This window comes from Pseudomonas sp. FEMGT703P (assembly GCF_002786345.1).
Classification (GTDB): domain Bacteria; phylum Pseudomonadota; class Gammaproteobacteria; order Pseudomonadales; family Pseudomonadaceae; genus Aquipseudomonas; species Aquipseudomonas peli.
Genome location: NZ_PGCM01000004.1, coordinates 136486 through 153480, shown reverse-complemented (window position 1 = coordinate 153480; position 16995 = coordinate 136486). Strand labels below are relative to the sequence as shown.

Here is a 16995-nt window from a genome sequence, read left to right as displayed (position 1 = left end):
TGAACGTGATTACAACAGTGGAAGTGTGTAGCTGACGATCAGGCGGTTCTCATCAACGTCGTTGCCGAAGTTGGTTGAACGTAGTGTGGCGTTGCGCCATTTCACGCCCAGGTTTTTCAGTACGCCGTCCTGGAAGACATAGGCGATGTCAGTGTTGCGCTCCCACTCCTTACCATCGGCTTTGCCTGCGCCTAGATCAATATTGTCACCAGTCAGGTAACGGGTCATGAACGTCAAGCCAGGGATGCCAACGCTGGCAAAGTTGAAGTCATAGCGGGCCTGCCATGAGGTTTCGTCTTTGTTAGCGAAGTCGCCGATCTGTACATAGTTGACCAGGAACGGATCGGTGCCGTTGATGTAGGCGTAACCGGTGTCTCCGCTCATGCTCTGGTAGCCAACGCCGAGGGCGTGGCCACCAAAGGCGTAGGTAAACATTGCTCCGAATGCCTTGTTGTCGACGTTGCTGTTACCTTCGTCGGTAGAGCGGGCGTAGCGCAGATCAGTTTTCAGCGATTGTTTGTCACCTAGCGGCAAGGTGTGCAGGACCGTGAAAATATGCTGCTTGTAGAACTCGTCCAGATTGCCGTAGTTGTAGCCGGTGGCCAGGTTGCTGTTCCATTTGTAGGTCGCCCCGGCGAAGTTGAATTCATCGCTCGTCTGGGTTCCGCCGCCGCTGATAGCGCGGGCTGCGCCGCTGGCAATGCTGAGGTCTTCGCTATCGGATGAGTCGCGCTGACTTACTTGCTTGAGCTGGCCTGCATCGAAGGTAAGCCCGTCAATCTCCAGCGAATTCAGGTGCCCGCCTTGAAAGGTCTGTGGCAGCAGGCGCGAATCGTTTGCTTGGACGGTTGGCAGTCTAGGTTGCAGCGTGCCCAGTTTCAGCACGCTGTTTGAGGCGCGCAGCTTCGCGGTTAAGCCCATCTCACCATATTCATCCTGCGCGGCACGAGGTGCTTCTTTATCGCGCTTGAGCAGGCCCGAGCCTGAGCGGTCGGCGCTAGAGTCCAGCTTGAGGCCAAGCATGCCAATGGCGTCGATGCCCACGCCGACTGTCCCTTCGGTGAACCCGGATTCGTAGCGCAGCAGGAAGCCCTGGGCCCATTCTTCCTGCTTTGATTGGCTGGCTGAGTCTTGGCGGAAGTCGCGATTGAAATAGAAGTTACGCGCTTCCAGCCCGGCTTTGCTGTCTGCGAAAAACTCAGCTGCGGCTGGCTGGCTAAGACTGAGTACCCCAGTACTCACCGCGACTGCCAAGAGGGTCTTCTTCATTGTTGTTTATCCATGTTCAGGGGGGTGGCATATCGGGGAGCCGTCGCTGTATGCCGTGCTCTCCGAATAGGGGCGGGTTCCTCTGCGGCCAATCTTCGGCTGGTCGTTATGCCTGTACGCCTGCAGGTCTAGGTCGAGGAACCATTGCGGACTTTGGGGAAGATCAAACGGAATACGGTGAAGCTGCCTGGCAGGCTACTGACCTCGACCGTGCCCTGATGCAGGCTCATGATCGAGCGAACAATTGCCAGGCCCAGCCCTGTCCCACCTTCGGCACGAGAGCGGCTGGTATCGACGCGGTAGAAGCGTTCGAACAAATGAGGGATGTGCTGTGCGGGGATGCCAATCCCCGGGTTTCCCACCGAGAACGACACGGTTTCGCTGTGCTTCTCGATCAGCAGCGAGATGTTTGCGCCAATGGGGCTGTGCCGAATCGCATTGGACAAGAGGTTTGAAATGGCGCGCTGTACCATCAGCCGATCACCGAAGGTTCGGCCGGCCCCGGAAATGCTCAGGCTGATCTGTTTCTCTTCAGCGGAGATGCTGAACAGATCCACAACGCGTCTTGCCTCGTCCTCCAGTGCAATCTTCTCGAAGGGAACCAGGGATGCGGGGTGGCTGACTTGAGCGAGAAACAGCATGTCGGACACGATTCGGGTGACGCGCTCCAGCTCTTCTGTGCAGCATTCCAGTACGGCTTTGTACTCCTCAGGTGGACGCTCTCTTGAGAGCGTTACCTGCGCTTTACCCATCAGGTTGGTGATAGGTGAGCGCAACTCATGGGCCAGGTCATCAGAGAACTGCGATAGCTGCTGAACGCCACCATCAAGACGATGCAGCATGAAGTTGATGCCGTGGGCCAGCGCGCTGAGTTCTTGTGGAAGTTTGTCGACGGAAATCCGATGGGTCAGATCCTGCGTGGATATCAGCGATGCAACCTGGCGAAATTGCCGGAGCGGAGAAAGGCCCCGTTGTACAATCCACCATGCGCCCATGCCAATTAGCGCCAGAAGAAGAGGGAGCGCGATCAACGTTGACTTGAGGTAGGCACTGAGCAGTGCTTCGTCGGCAGATCGATCAATTGAGAGTAAGACCCTGACGTGGTCGCCGTCGTTGAGCAGCATCACCTTGGATGCGGTCAGGAAGTTGTTTCCCTCAGCATCCGACCAGCTTTGGTAAATAGGGGTATCGCCTGCTGGTATGTTGGCAAGAATGGGCTCCCTGGATTTCTCACCCAGATTCAGGAGTAATTTGGTGCCTGACTTTTTCCCGTAGATCGTCAGGTGCAGATTGTCATGCCCCATGACCAGATCCAGCAGCTCGTGAGGTTGCTGGGCAATTGCATGTGCGCTCATGTCTTCGGCGAGATTGTGCTGAATCTGCTCAAGTTTGCCGTCAAGACTCTGCTTGGCCAACGAGTCCAGCTCATGGGTAAGCGCGAAGTAGGCGAGTGCTGCTAGCAGAACAACCAGTGCCGCCCCCATCACGCTGACCGACAGGCCAAGGCGCATGGATAGACTGGTCGGCTTCATGCACGTTCCTCAAGCACGTACCCGACACCCCTGAGGGTGTGAATCAGCTTGTTATCGAACGGGTCATCAATTTTGGCGCGTAGTCTGCGGATGGAGACTTCGACGACGTTGGTGTCGCAGTCAAAATTCATATCCCAGACCAGCGAAATGATCTGGGTGCGCGATAGCACTTCCCCAGAGCGGCGCATCAGTAGGTGCAGCAACGCAAACTCTTTAGTGGTCAGGTCGATGCGCTGCTCACCACGGAACGCGCGGTGCCTCGCCGGATCAAGCTCAAGGTCGGCTACCCGCAGCACTTCCGGTACTGGAATTTGCTCGCTTCGCCGTAGCAACGTACGAATTCGCGCAAGTAACTCAGGGAACTCGAACGGTTTGACTAAATAATCATCCGCCCCCAAATCCAGGCCTTTAATTTTATCCACTAAGCGCCCGCGTGCAGTCAGCATTATCACGCGAGTACTGCTGTTACTGCGTATATGCTCAAGCACGCCCCAACCATCAATTCCAGGCAGGTTTACATCAAGCACTACCAAGTCGTAAGTGTGCTGCCTAACAAGGTGGAGACCGTCCACGCCAGTGGCGGCCTTATCAACTACATAGCCACTTTCGCTTAAACCTTGGTGTAAGTATTCGGCAGTCTTGGGCTCGTCCTCGACAATAAGGATTCGCATAAAAATTCACCTTAAAATATGCGGCCAGTATTTCTAGATATTTTTTTGTTATGGCTGCGGAGTGGTTTTAATTCTTTCATCGGCGGTCACGGATATGACCTACGGCTTTTCAGGTTGCTCCAAGGCTAAAGCCTGAAGCGGCTTTAGGGTCAAGCTGTAATGCCTATTTCGCATGGCTCAAAGGGGTTAAGCGACAACATGTCGCAGTACTTGTCCTTATCCAAAACACCCAACTTTTGACTGGCAGGGCTGCCCGGGGGCGCTACCCGCGAGGCAACCGCTATTTAACTGTGTTTGTTTCTAGTTGTTGCTGGGCGCTAAATTGCCTGCTCTCTTGAGCGCTGCCAATACTAATACAGGCCTACTTGGAAAAGTGCTGGATAACGTATTTGTAATTTTCCAGTCACCTTGCTGATAGGCATGGAGCACTACATTCTGCCGGGAATTGGCTTTCTACTTATTTTCCCAAGCGATAATCCTCGATATCCCTCGGGATTAATAAATATAAAGGCCTTCATTATATTCCAGCAGAGCTAGTTCTGTGGAGGACTTTAAGTGCATGTAAAAACAATGGCCGGACATGGAGTTGGAATAGGTAAATTCTGTGTATTTTCAGGGCTACTGGCTGCATTGTTAATTGCTCCAGTTCCAACAACTGCTGCCGAATCAACAAGGCAGTCAATAACGATTGATGAGGCGTTTGCGCAAGCGCTCACTGAGAACCAGGAGTTCGCTGCAGCACAATGGAATACAGGTATTGCCGAAGGTGCTCGTACTCAAGCTGGGCTGATCCCGAATCCTGAGTTGTCCTGGAGCGTTGAGGACACGCGCAGTGAGTCGCGCGTTACCAGCATTCAGGTATCTCAGCCAATTGAGCTGGGCGGCAAGCGTAGCGCGCGTATTGATGTGTCTGAGCGTGATCAGGACGCGGTGGCGATTGATCTGGAGCGTAAGAAAAACATCTTGCGCGCTGAGGTCATCCAGGCCTTTTACTCAGCTCTGCGTGCCCAGGAAGGACTGCAGCTTTCCACACAGTCGTTAGACCTTGCCCGTCGCGGACTTCAGGTGGTCGAAGGGCGCGTAAAGGCCGGCAAGGCTTCGCCAATCGAAATTTCGCGTGCTCAGGTGCAGCTTTCGGAAATTCAACTGGAGCTGAATCGCGCACGCCTCAATCAAAGCAATGCCTACAAGCAACTGGCGCTCATAACGGGTGCCAAGACACCGAACTTCGCGCATGTCGAGGGTGATCTTGAGCGCCTGCCGTACCTGCCGTCGCAGGCTGAGATGCTTGCACGCATAACAGATACAGCGGACCTACGGCTGGCCAACACGCAAATCCAGCGTGCCGAGTCTTCCTTGGAACTCGAAAAGTCGCAGCGCATTCCAGACCTCACCGTCAGCGTTGGCAGCCAGTACGACGAAGGGCTTGGCGAGCGCGTCAATTTGCTCGGCTTGTCGATGCCTATTCCGTTGTTCAACCGCAACCAAGGCAATGTGCTGGCCGCTGCTCAAGGAGCTGACCAAGCGCGGGATTTGCGCAATGCCGCAGAGCTCCGCCTGCGCGCGGAAGCCCAGCAGGCATTTGAGCAGTGGGAAAGCGCTAGAAGTGAAGTCGACTCGATCAGCGGCACACTGCTGCCGACCGCGCAGCAAGCAGTAGAGGGCGCAGTACGTGGATTCGAGATGGGCAAGTTTGCCTTTATCGATGTACTCGATGCTCAGCGCACCCTCGTAAGCATGCGCTCCCAATACCTGAATACCCTGGATGAAGCTATTTCGGCCTGGGTGAGCTTGGAGAAGATTTACGGCTCCCAACTCAACATCGAATTCAAAAAATAAGCATCTCTCACACCTACATAACGCCTTAGATGGTCGCGTCATGCGACATGAAGCCTCGCCTGCTTTCCTGGCGGCTGCATGTTTATTGAGCGCGTTTAGTCGCCGCCTGGGCATGAGTCAAATTCAATACTTTTGATAATTTGGAGTTACCAATGGCATCAACAACTCCCAGAAAGCAGTGGCTGATGATTGTGGCTGTTGTCGTCATCGGTTTAGCCGTGGCGGGTCTGATTCTAAGTGGTAGCCCTGGTAAGTCCGGGGAGGAAGGCCATGGCCATGATGAGAGTCATGAGGATGTATCGGCTCACGCAGATCCCGAGCACCACGGGGAGGCTTCGGCCGACGAGCATGAAGAGGCCGATGAGCATGCAGATAAAGAGCACCATGAAACTGTAGAACCCACCAAGGGCGAGCATGGCGGCAAGCTTTTCACCGAGGGTGATTATGCACTTGAAGTGACGATTTTTGAGGAGGGCGTAGAGCCTCAGTTCAGGCTCTATACCTACCTGGACGGTAAGCTTTTAAATCCTACTGAAAGCACGGTACAGGTGACCTTGTTGCGTCTTGGCCAACCTGCGCAAATCATCAATTTCAGCAAAGAGAATGACTACCTACGTGGCGATGCCGCGGTTGTAGAGCCGCATTCATTCCAGGTTTCCATCAGCGCCAAGCACAGTGGCAAGAGCTATTCGTTCGGTTACGAGCAGGTTGAGGGCCGCGTGACGATGACGGATGCGCAGCTTGAGCAGGGTGGCGTCACGCTCGCCACTGCTGGTCCAGCGAAAATCGCCTCCACGCTGCAAGTGCTCGGCGAGGTTCGTTACAACGGTGACCGCACGGTTCAGGTGACCCCGCAACTTGCCGGGCGCGTCGACTCGGTGGCGGTTAGTGCTGGCGATACGGTCAGCAAGGGTCAGGTATTGGCCAAAATCTCCAGCCAGGCGCTGGCCGAACTGCGTGGCGAGCTAATGGCCGCCCAGCAACGCTCTGCGCTTGCCCGCACGACCTATGCACGTGAAAAGCAATTGTGGGAAGAGAAGATTTCCGCCGAGCAGGACTTCCTGCAGGCGCAAGTTGCCATGCAGGAAGCTGCTATCGCAGTGCAGCGCGTCCAGCAACAAATCGCTTCGCTGGGCGGTGCCCCGGCCAAAGGCCAGAATCTCACCGAATTCGAGATTCGTGCCCCTATCGATGGCGTGATAACCAGCAAAAGCATCTCTGTTGGTGAAGTACTCAAAGAGGACTCCGCAGTCTTTACCGTCTCGGATTTGTCGACCGTATGGGTGGACTCAACCGTCGCGGCGAAAGACTTGGGCGTAATCGCCGAAGGGCAAAACGTTGTCGTGAGCTCCAGCGCATTCGCCGCCACGGCTAAGGGCTCCATTTCCTATGTCAGCGCTCTGGTTGGGGCGCAAACCCGCTCGGCGACTGCTCGCATCGTGCTAGCCAACCCAGATCGGATATGGCGGCCTGGTTTGCCAGTGACGGTCGAGGTGATTGCCGAGGAGAACGACGTTCCCGTTGCAGTAGCGGTCGAAGCGATCCAGACCGTTCGCGATTGGCAGGTAGTGTTCGGCCGCTTCGATAACCAGCTAGAAGCTCGGCCTCTTGAGCTGGGCAAATCCGACGGCCACTTCGTCGAGGTTATCTCGGGTCTGAAGGCGGGCGATCGATACGCGCTGAAGAACAGCTTCCTGATCAAAGCTGAGCTTGGCAAAGCCGGCGCGAGCCATGACCACTAATTCGGAGTCGAGCTATGAAACAAGTTACAGCTATTTTTCGTCCGATCCGGCTTGAAGCCGTCGAGCAAGCGCTGCACGCACTGCCGCATCTACCAGGATTCACCATCCTGCCAGCCCATGGTCATCCGCGTGGTCACGGCAAGGATCATGGATATATCGCAGACGAATGGAATCCAGACGCCCATCAGCATCTCGTGCTGCTGGCGTTCTGCTCCGATGAGGTTGCCGATGAGATCGTCCATGCCATCGAGAAGGCCGCCCACACAGGTGTTCCCGGTGATGGAATCGTCGCCGTGGCCCCTTTGACCGACGCATTGCGCATCCGTACTGGAGAGCGCGGTGATGCTGCGCTTTAGGGGAAATTGACATGTACGAACGATTAATTCGCTTCGCCATCGACCAGCGCTGGCTAGTCTTGCTGGCTGTGCTCGGCATGGCGGCGTTGGGTGTTTACAGCTACCAGAAGTTGCCGATTGATGCGGTTCCCGACATCACCAACGTGCAGGTGCAGATCAATACCGAGGCAAAGGGCTACTCGCCACTGGAAACTGAGCAACGCGTGACCTTTCCGATTGAATCGGTAATGGCTGGGCTGCCCAACTTACAGGAAACGCGTTCAATCTCACGCTACGGGTTGTCGCAGGTCACCGTCATTTTCGAAGACGGCACAGACATCTACTTCGCTCGTCAGTTGGTGAATGAGCGGATACAGGAAGCGCGTAGCAATCTACCCAGTGATCTGTCGCCGAGCATGGGGCCAATCGCTTCTGGTCTGGGCGAGATCTACATGTGGACCATCGAGGCGCAAGACGGTGCGAAGAAGCCGGATGGCAGCGCCTATACTCCGATGGATTTGCGTGAGATTCAGGACTGGATCGTCAAGCCGCAACTGCGAACCGTCAAAGGTGTTACCGAGATCAACACCATTGGCGGTTATGCCAAGGAGTTCCAGGTTTCACCCAAGCCGGAGCGCCTGGTCGCACATGGCCTCAGCCTGCAGGACATTGTGGTTGCGTTGGAGAGCAATAATGCCAACGTTGGTGCGGGCTACATCGAACGCAGCGGCGAGCAGTACCTGATCCGCGCTCCGGGACAAGTCGGCAATATCGCTGACATCGCCAACATCATCATCAAGAACACCGATGGTGTTCCTGTGCGCATCGGTGATGTGGCCGAGGTTGGCCTGGGTAAGGAGCTGCGCACCGGGGCCGCTACTGAGAACGGCCAGGAGGTGGTGCTCGGCACTGCCTTTATGTTGATTGGTGAGAACAGCCGCTATGTATCGCAGGCTGTCGACCAGCGCATAAAGGAGATCAATCGCAACCTGCCGAAAGGAGTCATAGCGAAGACGGTCTATGACCGCACTGTATTGGTCGATAAGGCCATCAATACGGTGAAGAAGAATCTGATCGAAGGCGCTCTGCTGGTTATCGCTATCCTGTTCCTGTTCCTGGGTAACATTCGGGCGGCCCTCATCACCGCAATGGTGATTCCGCTGTCGATGCTGTTCACCTTTACGGGCATGGTCAGCAACAAGGTCAGCGCGAACCTGATGAGCCTTGGCGCACTCGATTTCGGCATCATCATCGATGGTGCCGTGGTGATCGTAGAGAACTGCGTGCGTCGTTTGGCTCACGCCCAGGCCGCAGCAGGCCGAACGTTGACCCGTAATGAGCGCTTCCATGAGGTGTTCGCGGCGTCGAAGGAGGCGCGTCGTCCACTGCTGTTCGGCCAACTGATCATTATGGTGGTGTACCTGCCGATATTTGCGCTCACCGGCGTGGAAGGCAAGATGTTCCACCCAATGGCGTTCACCGTGGTGACAGCCCTGTTCGGAGCCATGATCCTCTCGGTGACATTCGTCCCGGCAGCTGTTGCACTGTTCCTCAATGGCAACGTCAGTGAAAAAGAAAATCGGCTAATGGCCTGGGTCAAGCAAGGCTACGCGCCGTTGCTAGATTGGGTCATGGTCAGCAAGCCGTTAGTGCTGACCATTGCGACAGTCATCATGGTGCTTTCTGGTTTAGCTGCTTCGCGGATGGGCAGTGAGTTCGTGCCGAGCCTGGATGAGGGCGATATCGCTTTGCATGCCCTGCGTATTCCTGGCACTAGCCTTTCGCAAGCAATTGAAATGCAGGTGCAACTCGAACAACGAATCAAATCCTTTGCCGAGGTTGATACGGTGTTCGCCAAGCTTGGAACTGCTGAAGTCGCAACCGATCCAATGCCGCCGAACGTGGCGGACAACTTTGTCATGCTAAAGCCGCGCGACCAGTGGCCCGATCCTGATCGCAGCAAAGCCGATTTGGTTGCGGCGATGCAGGAGGCGGTTGAACAGGTTTCCGGCAACAACTATGAGTTCACTCAGCCCATTCAGATGCGCTTCAACGAGCTGATCTCCGGCGTACGCAGTGACGTCGCAGTGAAAGTGTTTGGCGATGACATGGATGTGATGAACGAGACCGCCGAGCAAATCGCTGAGGTGCTGGAGGGTATTCCAGGAGCAGCTGATGTGAAGGTCGAACAGACCACCGGTCTGCCGATGCTCAGCGTACAAATCGACCGTGAGAAAGCCGCACGATTCGGTTTGAATGTCTCGGAGATTCAGGACGCCATTTCCACCGCCATCGGCGGGCGCGAGGCGGGTGCACTGTTTGAAGGTGACCGGCGTTTCGATATCCAAGTTCGCCTGGCGGACGAGTGGCGCAATGATGTCGACAAGATCCAGCAGCTACCTATTCGTCTGGCCAATGGCGATGGGTTGGATGGCCCAGGGTTTGTGCGCTTGGCTGATGTGGCGAGTGTGGTGTCCGCACCGGGGCCGAACCAGATCAGCCGTGAAAGTGGCAAGCGCCGCGTGGTGGTCACCGCTAACGTTCGCGGTCGCGATATCGGCTCATTTGTCGCCGAGGCCGAGAGCAAGATCGCCCAGGCGGTTAGCGTCCCTACAGGCTACTGGACGACCTGGGGCGGCACCTTCGAGCAGCTTCAGTCGGCGGCCAAGCGCCTGCAGATTGTCGTACCGGTCTCATTGCTGCTGGTGTTCACACTGCTCTTTATGATGTTCGGCAATGTCAAAGATGGCCTGCTGGTGTTCACCGGCGTGCCCTTCGCGCTGACAGGCGGGATCATGGCCTTGTGGCTGCGAGATATTCCGCTCTCGATCTCCGCGGGCGTGGGTTTCATTGCTTTGTCGGGCGTGGCGGTGCTCAACGGCCTGGTAATGATTTCCTTCATTCGCAGTTTGCGTGAGAACGGCATGGGGCTGGACGAGGCCATCCGCGAAGGCGCATTGACGCGCCTACGGCCAGTGCTGATGACTGCTTTGGTGGCGTCTCTGGGCTTTATTCCAATGGCCACTGCCATCGGTACGGGCGCGGAAGTTCAGCGCCCTCTGGCGACGGTAGTGATTGGCGGAATTCTGTCCTCAACAGCGCTGACGCTGCTGGTTTTGCCATTGCTCTACCGCTTGGCCCATCGTCTGCGCTAAGTTCACAGCGCTATTCGTTTGCAACTGAAAAGCCCCGCTCTTGAGCGGGGCTTTTTGCTTACCGTAAATACCGCTCAATGTGGGCGGTGACTGTGCCGTGACGTCCTCAGCGGCTTTTTTTACGCCAGATGAGAATCGGCACTGCCCGGATGTAGACAAGTTCACCCACCAACTCAACCAGTGTCTGGGTGATGACCGCTGCGGCTGCAAGCCCTCGTATTTCTTCAGGTAATGCCAGGGCCAGCGGAAGAACCACCAACGAGTTACGTGTGGCGGTACTGAAAGTAACCGCTCTCGCCGTCGAGGCGGGCAGTTTATAAGCTTTTGAAGCGAGTGCGCCCACTACGGGGGCCAAAAGCATGAAACCGATATACACCGGGATCACCGGTAAAAGCTGGTCGATATCACGTACCACTGGCGAGATTTGCGACCCAACCACCGCAATGAGAACTGCCGCCATCGCAGGGACTGGCATCCATGCCCATACGGTGTTCCAGCGACCTACGATCCGCGAGCGCTTAGCCAAGGCTGCTGTAGCCACCGCGAGCAATAAAGGCACGACAATCAGTGCGAGAAAGGCTTCAGCGAAAGGCGCTATCGAGATAACGACTTGGGATTGCTCCCCTAGCATAAAAGCCAAATACACAGGCAACAGCACAAGTTGCAACAGCAAGAGGATGGGGGTTGCTGCAAGAATCGCACGCGAGTCGCCTCTGCCTATGTGCGTAAATACCACCACGTAGTCGATACAGGGAGTGAGCAAAACCAGAAGAGCGCCGATTAGTACTGCCGGGTGTTCTGCGAGCCCTCTGGTTAGTGCCCACACCAACAGTGGACTCAGTACAAAATTGGCGATCAGCAAGGCAGACATGAAGCGTTTGTTGCTAAGACTCTCGCGGAAATCAAGAAAGGGGATTTGCAGGAACATCGCGTACATCAGCACGGCGATAGTCGGGGTCACTAATGCGTTCAGGCTCTGCGTAGCTGCAGGAGCTATTAACCCACCGATTGCCGCTGCAATGACCGCAACGAAATAGATCGGTATCTGGTTTTGTTCAAGCGCATCCCTACTCATAGCATCCTCAAGGAGTAAAAACTTCAGCTTACATGAGGTAGCGGAGAGCGCGGCGATACTCTTGGATGGCCTGAATCATGAAAAATTGAGATGGGCACGGCGTCTAGCTATTGAGTAGGTATCTGCTGACGGTGCAAGGGCGCGGTATTCAAATGACACCGTGTTCTAGCATCGGGGTGATAGCCAGTGCCTTTGCAGATATCAGGCAGATCAATCTAAAGGCCTGCACCGGTATCATTTTGCCCTTCTTGCTACACGCTGACAGCGATGGCTTGTTGCAGACATGAATGACTTGCGGAAGAGTAGAGTTAGTTTTCTAGCTTGGAGGTTTAAACTCCCAGTGAGTCTTTTTTATTAAAGATTAAATAAAAAAAGCGCCCCGAAGGGCGCTTAGGGTACACCTCTTTCCAAAGGAGCTCGGGAGCTTCTAGAGGTGAACATCGTTCGGAAGTGGGCGGTTAGTCAGCGTTGGTTTCTTTTTTAATATCGGTATTGGCCCGATTTTGGTTGCTGGTCTTAACCTTTAGTTCGTCCGCCGGTTTGGCAGAAGGCTCAGTTCCGTGAATTCGTTTTTGATCTGCTCGAAATTTTTCCTGAGCTTTCATTGAGCGATCATAGCCATCTTCTGCATAAGTCTGTGTGGAGCCGACAAGAAGTACCGATCCAATAACTAGAGCTTTCAACATCTTCATAAGGCAGGCCTCGTAAAATTCAATTAGTAGCTTGTCGAGGTTCATGGACAAGTTCTGCAAGTTCGAGTGAATTTTACGGGGGTGAAGCTAACAGCAGCGTGAGCTCAACATTACATTCTTGAAATCTAATAACTATCTATCTTGTTATGCATGAGCGGGCAGGGCTTTTAGAGCCCGCCCGCCCATCCATTTTTAGAGCACGCTCAGTGGGTACTCGACGATCAGACGAACCTCGTCCAGATCCGACTCGTAATCCGTTGCGCGGGTAGTCATCTGGCGAACGCGGAAGGACATATCTTTCAGCGAGCCAGCTTGTACGACGTACTTGGCTTCGATGTTGCGCTCCCAGCGCTTCTGGTCGGTCAGCGGATTACCATCGGCATCACGACGCATATACACATTGTTGGCGTCGGAGTAGTCCGCATCTGTACCCAGCGCATAGCGCGTCATGAAGGTCAGTCCAGGAACGCCATAGCTGGCCATATCTAGGTCGTAGCGCAGCATCCAGGACTTCTCTTTCGGCGAGTTGAAGTCGCTGTACTGAATAGAGTTGTCGAGGAAGATGGAATCAGACTGGCGCAGGTAGTCGAAATCATCGTCGCCGTTGTTGCGCTGGTGCGACAGGGCAACGCTGTGTGCACCGAACTGCACACCCACTTTGCCGCTGTAAATGTCGTTATCGAACTCACCCAGCAGCTGCTGGCCGTCATCGACAGCTTTGTAGTAGTTCAAACCACCGAACAAGGAAACACTGTCGGTCAGCGGGTAGGTGAAGGACGTACCGGCATAGTGCTGCTTCCAAGCATCCTTGAGTTGGCTGCTATAGAGACTAAAGCTCAGGTTGTCATTTAGCGAATAGTCACCGCCGAAATAGGCAACCCATGGCGACGCGACAGAGCCCGCATAGAAGGTTGCGAATTCATCACGCATGGTGCTGACCTGCGGCTGGCTCATGGCATGCAGGCGGCCACCCTGAAGGGTCAAACCATCAAAGCTGGTGTTCTCAACCGTAACGCCGCGAAAGCTTTCCGGTAGCAGGCGGGAGTCACCGTAGTGAACCACCGGAGTCATGGGGAACACATCACCCACTTTGACAACGGTGTCGAATAGCCGGGCTTTTACTGCACCACCCACTTTGGAGTAGTTATCTTCAGCTTCACCATCACTATTTACCGGCAGCAGATTAACAGTACCACCTGGGCCATATCGACCATCCCCGGTATCCAGTTTAAGGCCGAGCATGGCGAAGGCATCAATACCAAAGCCTACGGTGCCTTGGGTAAAGCCCGACTCGAACTGGCCAATGATGCCGTGTGCCCAAGCTTCAGTATAACCATTGTCAGTGTTGCTCGACTGACCTTTACGAAAGTCACGGTTCATGTAGAAGTTACGGTTGAGAATATTGAAACTGCTACCTTCTACAAAACCTTCGGCTTGCTCTTCTGCGGCCGCCATGAGCGGAGCTGCACTGACAATCGCCGAAAATACTGCAAGGGATAGTTTGGTTTTATTAAGCATTTATTGCTCCTTTATATTGGCAGTTATTAGTCTAGTTTTCGCCATGGCGTTCTTATAGGTATTGCACCCTCAAGCGCTCTGCGCCTTTGGGGAGCTGAGCCCTATCCTTGCAAGCTGAAGATAACTTGAAGATGATTGGAAAATTACAATTCTGTAATCTTCACAAGGCGGCAATAAAAGTTGTCTTAAAGCGACATTTAAGTGCAGGTTTTCAACAAAAACGGCGTATAGGCCGTGAGAGCGCCCAGCTTGGGTTGGCCCAGGTCATTCGCTAGAGAGGCGATCAGCTCACTGCAACGCTATGTATTGCAGTGAAATGGGCCACTTGCTCCAGAGGATATGAGTCGCCCATTCCAGTGGTTGTGCACCACTCTGCTGATGGTTTCGAGCCATGAACCAGTAGTTGAATCAGCTCGCGTTTGAGTTCGGCCGAGCTCGCAATCGATGCGATCTCCAGCTCAGATTAACTGCGACTGGCATAGCCTTGGGCTCACATTGGTTGCGGGCGAGCGAGCTTACGTTGGGTGGCATCGGCTCAACGGGCGCGCGCTTTCATCAGCTAGCCAGAGCCACTCACTAGGGGCATCGTGTTGCACCTAGCGGCAGCCCTTCGCAAGAGAATCCGTTAGCCTTGGCTTGTAAGGTCTCGCCCAAAGGGTTCGGTCAACTGTCCAAGGTAGTCTTTGGGATAGTCCTTTTCATGCAATCCAACCTCTGCCTCTCCCAGCTTCCCTGCGCTGTCGTAGAACGTGCCAAACAGTCGATCCCACACCATCAGAAACTCTCCGAAGTTAACCTGGGCATCCGCAAAGTCGCGCTTGTGATGCCAGCGATGAATTTCAGCAACCCCGATGATGTGGCGCAGCCATCCCAGTCGGTAGTCCAGGTTTGCATGCTGGAACGCCAAGTGCACGGTCAAAATGCCAAACCAGGTAGCAACCACTGCGGATGGAGCACCTGATGCGAGCAGAATCACCAGCCCCGGACCGGCCATGAGTGCGGCGTGCAAGGGGTGTCGGCGCTCCCCGTTGATCCAGTACAGCCGCTCGGCGCTGTGATGAATCATGTGAAAACGCCACAGCCAGGGTACATGGTGGCTGATACGATGCATGGCATACAGGCTCAGATCGAGCACGGCGGCGACCAGCAGCAGTTGCAGCCAAAGTGGGCTCTCGACTGGGAAGAGACGAACCGTAGCTGGCACTGCATCGCCCAGCCTGGCCAGGATTTCAGCGGTGAACTGGATGACGGAGAGATTCACCAGCATGTGCAGTAGGTCGGTCGCGGTGTCTTGATGATCCTCAAGCCAGGCTTCGCGAAAAGGCTGGATGCGCTCTAACCCCGCGACGCTTAACAGACCCACCGCGGCGACTACCGGTGTGGTGGGCCAATACGGCACTCCCGCGTACAGCGCCCAGAGCATGAAGGCGGCACAGCCACCAAACACAAGTGGATAGCTCAGCCAGCGTAGGGGGAATCGCAGGAAAATAGGCATCGCTCAGCTCCTGGGTAGGGAGCCATGACTGTATGTGGGGAGACCCGCTTTCGGCTTGAACGAAAGAGCTATGACTCCTGAAGATCGACCTCAGCCAGTGCGGAAGAAGGATCGATGCCCAGCAGCGTCCGGAATGTCCGGGAGAAATGCGCCGAGTCAGAAAAGCCCGCTGCATGAGCTGCTTCGGTTAGTCGTACACCTTTGGCCACATATTGCAGGGCCTGCGTGAGACGCAACCATTTCGCATAGCTGCGCAGCGGCAGGCCGGTTTGCTCTACAAACCAGTGGGAAAACCGTGAGGGGGATAAATGCACCAACGCGGCCATTTCGTCGCGTCCCATTTGGCCACTACGCAGCGCCTCAACCACAGTGGTCAAACGAGGATCTGAAGGCGGCGGATCGGAAAGTTGCAGTGATTGGCGCACCCCCGCTCTTACCTGAAGTGCAGTGTGCCCTGGCTCACGTAGCGCCTCGATAATCGGCGTGATATCCCCCGGCGCGATCTCAATCACCCGCGCTGTTTCGCTGCCACACAAAGCACGCGCCTCATCGGACACTGCATCCAGATAGATCGATAGCACTCGGTTGGCGCTGAGCCGATGCGGCAAGCCGGCCGGGATGAAGACGGCCGATCCTGTTTGAATGCCCAGCGGCGTTTCAACCAATACAGGTGAATCGAGACCCGCTGAGATCTGATGTGCCTGATGGTGGTGCCAATCCTGGTGGCCGGCACGGCCATGAAAGATGCCGATGCCGGGCCCCACCCAGGCATGGCCTGCCCAGCGCACCGCGCCTGTTGAGGGCAAGTCTTTCATTCTCTGGCTCGGCCGATTTCCTCATTCGGGTTCAGTAAGCTGCTCAGGATCAACATGGTCGCACCACCGACGATACCGATATCCGCCAGGTTAAACGCAGGCCAATGCCAGGACTGCCAGTAAAAATCCAGGTAGTCGATCACATGGCCTTGCGAGGCTCGATCAATCAGATTGCCAACGGCACCGCCTAAGATGAGGCTATAGCCTAGGGCTTCGCTGTTGGCTCTGGGTTTACGCAATATCAGAGCCAGCACCACCGAAACGACCAAGGCGATGACGCTGAAAAAGTAACGCTGCCAACCACCCGCGTCAGCCAGGAAGCTGAACGCTGCACCGGTATTCCAGAAATGAACCAGATTGAAGAACGGGGCCAGCGGAATGACGCTGCCGACCGGTAGCGCCCCCGCAATTGCGCTCTTGAGCGCTTGGTCGGCCGAGGCAATGGCCAGCGCTAGCGTCCACCAACGCCAGGGAGCGATAAAGTGTGTCACTCCAGGAAGTGACTTCATTGTTCTCCTCCTTGGAGAAGTCGCTGCAACTCCTGAGAGATGGGCATGGGCGCGAAAGCACTGATCCTCGAGCGGCCGGTATTGCCGATGGGCACCCAAATTCTGGAAAACAGCAGGGCCGCGACAATGCGCGGTATTTGCCCCGCCACCTCGCGATAATCGCCAATTTGCCAGCCGAGCGTGAGCATCAGCCAGTGTGACCTGGCATGCAGCAAAGGTTGGCGCTGAGTCAGGATGTGCGCGCGCTCCAGCCATTGAAAGGCATCTGTACTGCGCTGTTCCTGCATGGCCTGCCGGGCCTGCTGAAAGGCTTGTTCAATTGCGAGTTGCAATGCTGCTTTCATCTTC

The 16995-nt window shown here is 55.3% G+C and carries 14 protein-coding genes; 4 read left to right on the top strand and 10 right to left on the bottom strand.

Annotated elements, in window-relative coordinates; genetic code table 11:
• Positions 1 to 9: 9 nt before the first annotated feature.
• From CUR33_RS03440 to CUR33_RS03430, 3 genes are all read right to left on the bottom strand, one after another.
• Complete coding sequence (locus tag CUR33_RS03440) at positions 10 to 1269, bottom strand: OprD family porin (protein ID WP_289238706.1); 1260 nt, start codon at positions 1267 to 1269, stop codon at positions 10 to 12.
• 128 nt (positions 1270 to 1397) lie between these two features.
• Positions 1398 to 2801, bottom strand: a complete 1404-nt coding sequence (locus CUR33_RS03435) for a heavy metal sensor histidine kinase (protein WP_167143938.1) — start codon at positions 2799 to 2801, stop codon at positions 1398 to 1400.
• A complete protein-coding gene (locus CUR33_RS03430; RefSeq protein ID WP_090256273.1) occupies positions 2798 to 3472 on the bottom strand; it encodes a heavy metal response regulator transcription factor in 675 nt (224 codons plus the stop codon). The genes CUR33_RS03435 and CUR33_RS03430 overlap by 4 nt, the downstream gene beginning before the upstream one ends.
• Before the next feature lie 570 nt (positions 3473 to 4042).
• On the opposite strand from CUR33_RS03430, the gene CUR33_RS03425 reads away from it, so the two are divergent.
• The 4 genes from CUR33_RS03425 (at position 4043) to CUR33_RS03410 (ending at position 10543) form a co-directional block, all read left to right on the top strand.
• Positions 4043 to 5311, top strand: coding sequence for a TolC family protein (locus CUR33_RS03425; protein WP_090256272.1), 1269 nt, complete (start codon positions 4043 to 4045; stop codon positions 5309 to 5311).
• A gap of 152 nt (positions 5312 to 5463) precedes the next feature.
• Positions 5464 to 7053 (top strand): efflux RND transporter periplasmic adaptor subunit, encoded by a 1590-nt coding sequence (locus CUR33_RS03420; RefSeq protein WP_167143941.1) that lies wholly within the window; start codon positions 5464 to 5466, stop codon positions 7051 to 7053.
• Positions 7054 to 7067: 14 nt separating this feature from the next.
• Positions 7068 to 7409: a P-II family nitrogen regulator gene (locus CUR33_RS03415; protein WP_090256271.1), complete on the top strand. Its 342-nt coding sequence runs from the start codon at positions 7068 to 7070 to the stop codon at positions 7407 to 7409.
• Between the two features lie 11 nt (positions 7410 to 7420).
• Positions 7421 to 10543 (top strand): efflux RND transporter permease subunit, encoded by a 3123-nt coding sequence (locus tag CUR33_RS03410; protein ID WP_090256270.1) that lies wholly within the window; start codon positions 7421 to 7423, stop codon positions 10541 to 10543.
• 106 nt (positions 10544 to 10649) lie between these two features.
• Here the strand turns inward: CUR33_RS03410 and CUR33_RS03405 are convergent, their stop codons facing one another.
• The 7 genes from CUR33_RS03405 to CUR33_RS03375 all read right to left on the bottom strand — a co-directional run bounded on the left by CUR33_RS03405 (position 10650) and on the right by CUR33_RS03375 (position 16991).
• Positions 10650 to 11618: an arsenic resistance protein gene (locus CUR33_RS03405; protein ID WP_289238705.1), complete on the bottom strand. Its 969-nt coding sequence runs from the start codon at positions 11616 to 11618 to the stop codon at positions 10650 to 10652.
• A gap of 458 nt (positions 11619 to 12076) precedes the next feature.
• Positions 12077 to 12355 (bottom strand): hypothetical protein, encoded by a 279-nt coding sequence (locus CUR33_RS03400; RefSeq protein WP_241693742.1) that lies wholly within the window; start codon positions 12353 to 12355, stop codon positions 12077 to 12079.
• A 147-nt stretch (positions 12356 to 12502) separates the two neighbouring features.
• Positions 12503 to 13828, bottom strand: a complete 1326-nt coding sequence (locus CUR33_RS03395; RefSeq protein WP_167143947.1) for an OprD family porin — start codon at positions 13826 to 13828, stop codon at positions 12503 to 12505.
• A 625-nt stretch (positions 13829 to 14453) separates the two neighbouring features.
• A complete protein-coding gene (locus CUR33_RS03390) occupies positions 14454 to 15323 on the bottom strand; it encodes a sterol desaturase family protein (protein ID WP_257776551.1) in 870 nt (289 codons plus the stop codon).
• 68 nt (positions 15324 to 15391) lie between these two features.
• Positions 15392 to 16138 (bottom strand): helix-turn-helix transcriptional regulator, encoded by a 747-nt coding sequence (locus CUR33_RS03385; protein WP_167143953.1) that lies wholly within the window; start codon positions 16136 to 16138, stop codon positions 15392 to 15394.
• Entirely contained in the window at positions 16135 to 16647 is a 513-nt protein-coding gene (gene lspA / locus CUR33_RS03380) for a signal peptidase II (protein WP_289238704.1), read from the bottom strand. The genes CUR33_RS03385 and lspA overlap by 4 nt, the downstream gene beginning before the upstream one ends.
• Positions 16644 to 16991 carry a DUF3703 domain-containing protein gene (locus tag CUR33_RS03375; protein ID WP_167143959.1) on the bottom strand — a complete coding sequence of 116 codons (348 nt, stop codon included), beginning with the start codon at positions 16989 to 16991 and terminating at the stop codon, positions 16644 to 16646. The genes lspA and CUR33_RS03375 overlap by 4 nt, the downstream gene beginning before the upstream one ends.
• Positions 16992 to 16995: the final 4 nt, after the last annotated feature.

Bases quoted from the DNA above. Each gene is read 5' to 3' on its own strand.
- CUR33_RS03440 (WP_289238706.1), bottom strand. From the start codon at position 1,269: ATGAAGAAGACCCTCTTGGCAGTCGCGGTGAGTACTGGGGTACTCAGT.
- CUR33_RS03435 (WP_167143938.1), bottom strand. From the start codon at position 2,801: ATGAAGCCGACCAGTCTATCCATGCGCCTTGGCCTGTCGGTCAGCGTG.
- CUR33_RS03430 (WP_090256273.1), bottom strand. From the start codon at position 3,472: ATGCGAATCCTTATTGTCGAGGACGAGCCCAAGACTGCCGAATACTTA.
- CUR33_RS03425 (WP_090256272.1), top strand. From the start codon at position 4,043: ATGGCCGGACATGGAGTTGGAATAGGTAAATTCTGTGTATTTTCAGGG.
- CUR33_RS03420 (WP_167143941.1), top strand. From the start codon at position 5,464: ATGGCATCAACAACTCCCAGAAAGCAGTGGCTGATGATTGTGGCTGTT.
- CUR33_RS03415 (WP_090256271.1), top strand. From the start codon at position 7,068: ATGAAACAAGTTACAGCTATTTTTCGTCCGATCCGGCTTGAAGCCGTC.
- CUR33_RS03410 (WP_090256270.1), top strand. From the start codon at position 7,421: ATGTACGAACGATTAATTCGCTTCGCCATCGACCAGCGCTGGCTAGTC.
- CUR33_RS03405 (WP_289238705.1), bottom strand. From the start codon at position 11,618: ATGAGTAGGGATGCGCTTGAACAAAACCAGATACCGATCTATTTCGTT.
- CUR33_RS03400 (WP_241693742.1), bottom strand. From the start codon at position 12,355: ATGAACCTCGACAAGCTACTAATTGAATTTTACGAGGCCTGCCTTATG.
- CUR33_RS03395 (WP_167143947.1), bottom strand. From the start codon at position 13,828: ATGCTTAATAAAACCAAACTATCCCTTGCAGTATTTTCGGCGATTGTC.
- CUR33_RS03390 (WP_257776551.1), bottom strand. From the start codon at position 15,323: ATGCCTATTTTCCTGCGATTCCCCCTACGCTGGCTGAGCTATCCACTT.
- CUR33_RS03385 (WP_167143953.1), bottom strand. From the start codon at position 16,138: ATGAAAGACTTGCCCTCAACAGGCGCGGTGCGCTGGGCAGGCCATGCC.
- lspA (WP_289238704.1), bottom strand. From the start codon at position 16,647: ATGAAGTCACTTCCTGGAGTGACACACTTTATCGCTCCCTGGCGTTGG.
- CUR33_RS03375 (WP_167143959.1), bottom strand. From the start codon at position 16,991: ATGAAAGCAGCATTGCAACTCGCAATTGAACAAGCCTTTCAGCAGGCC.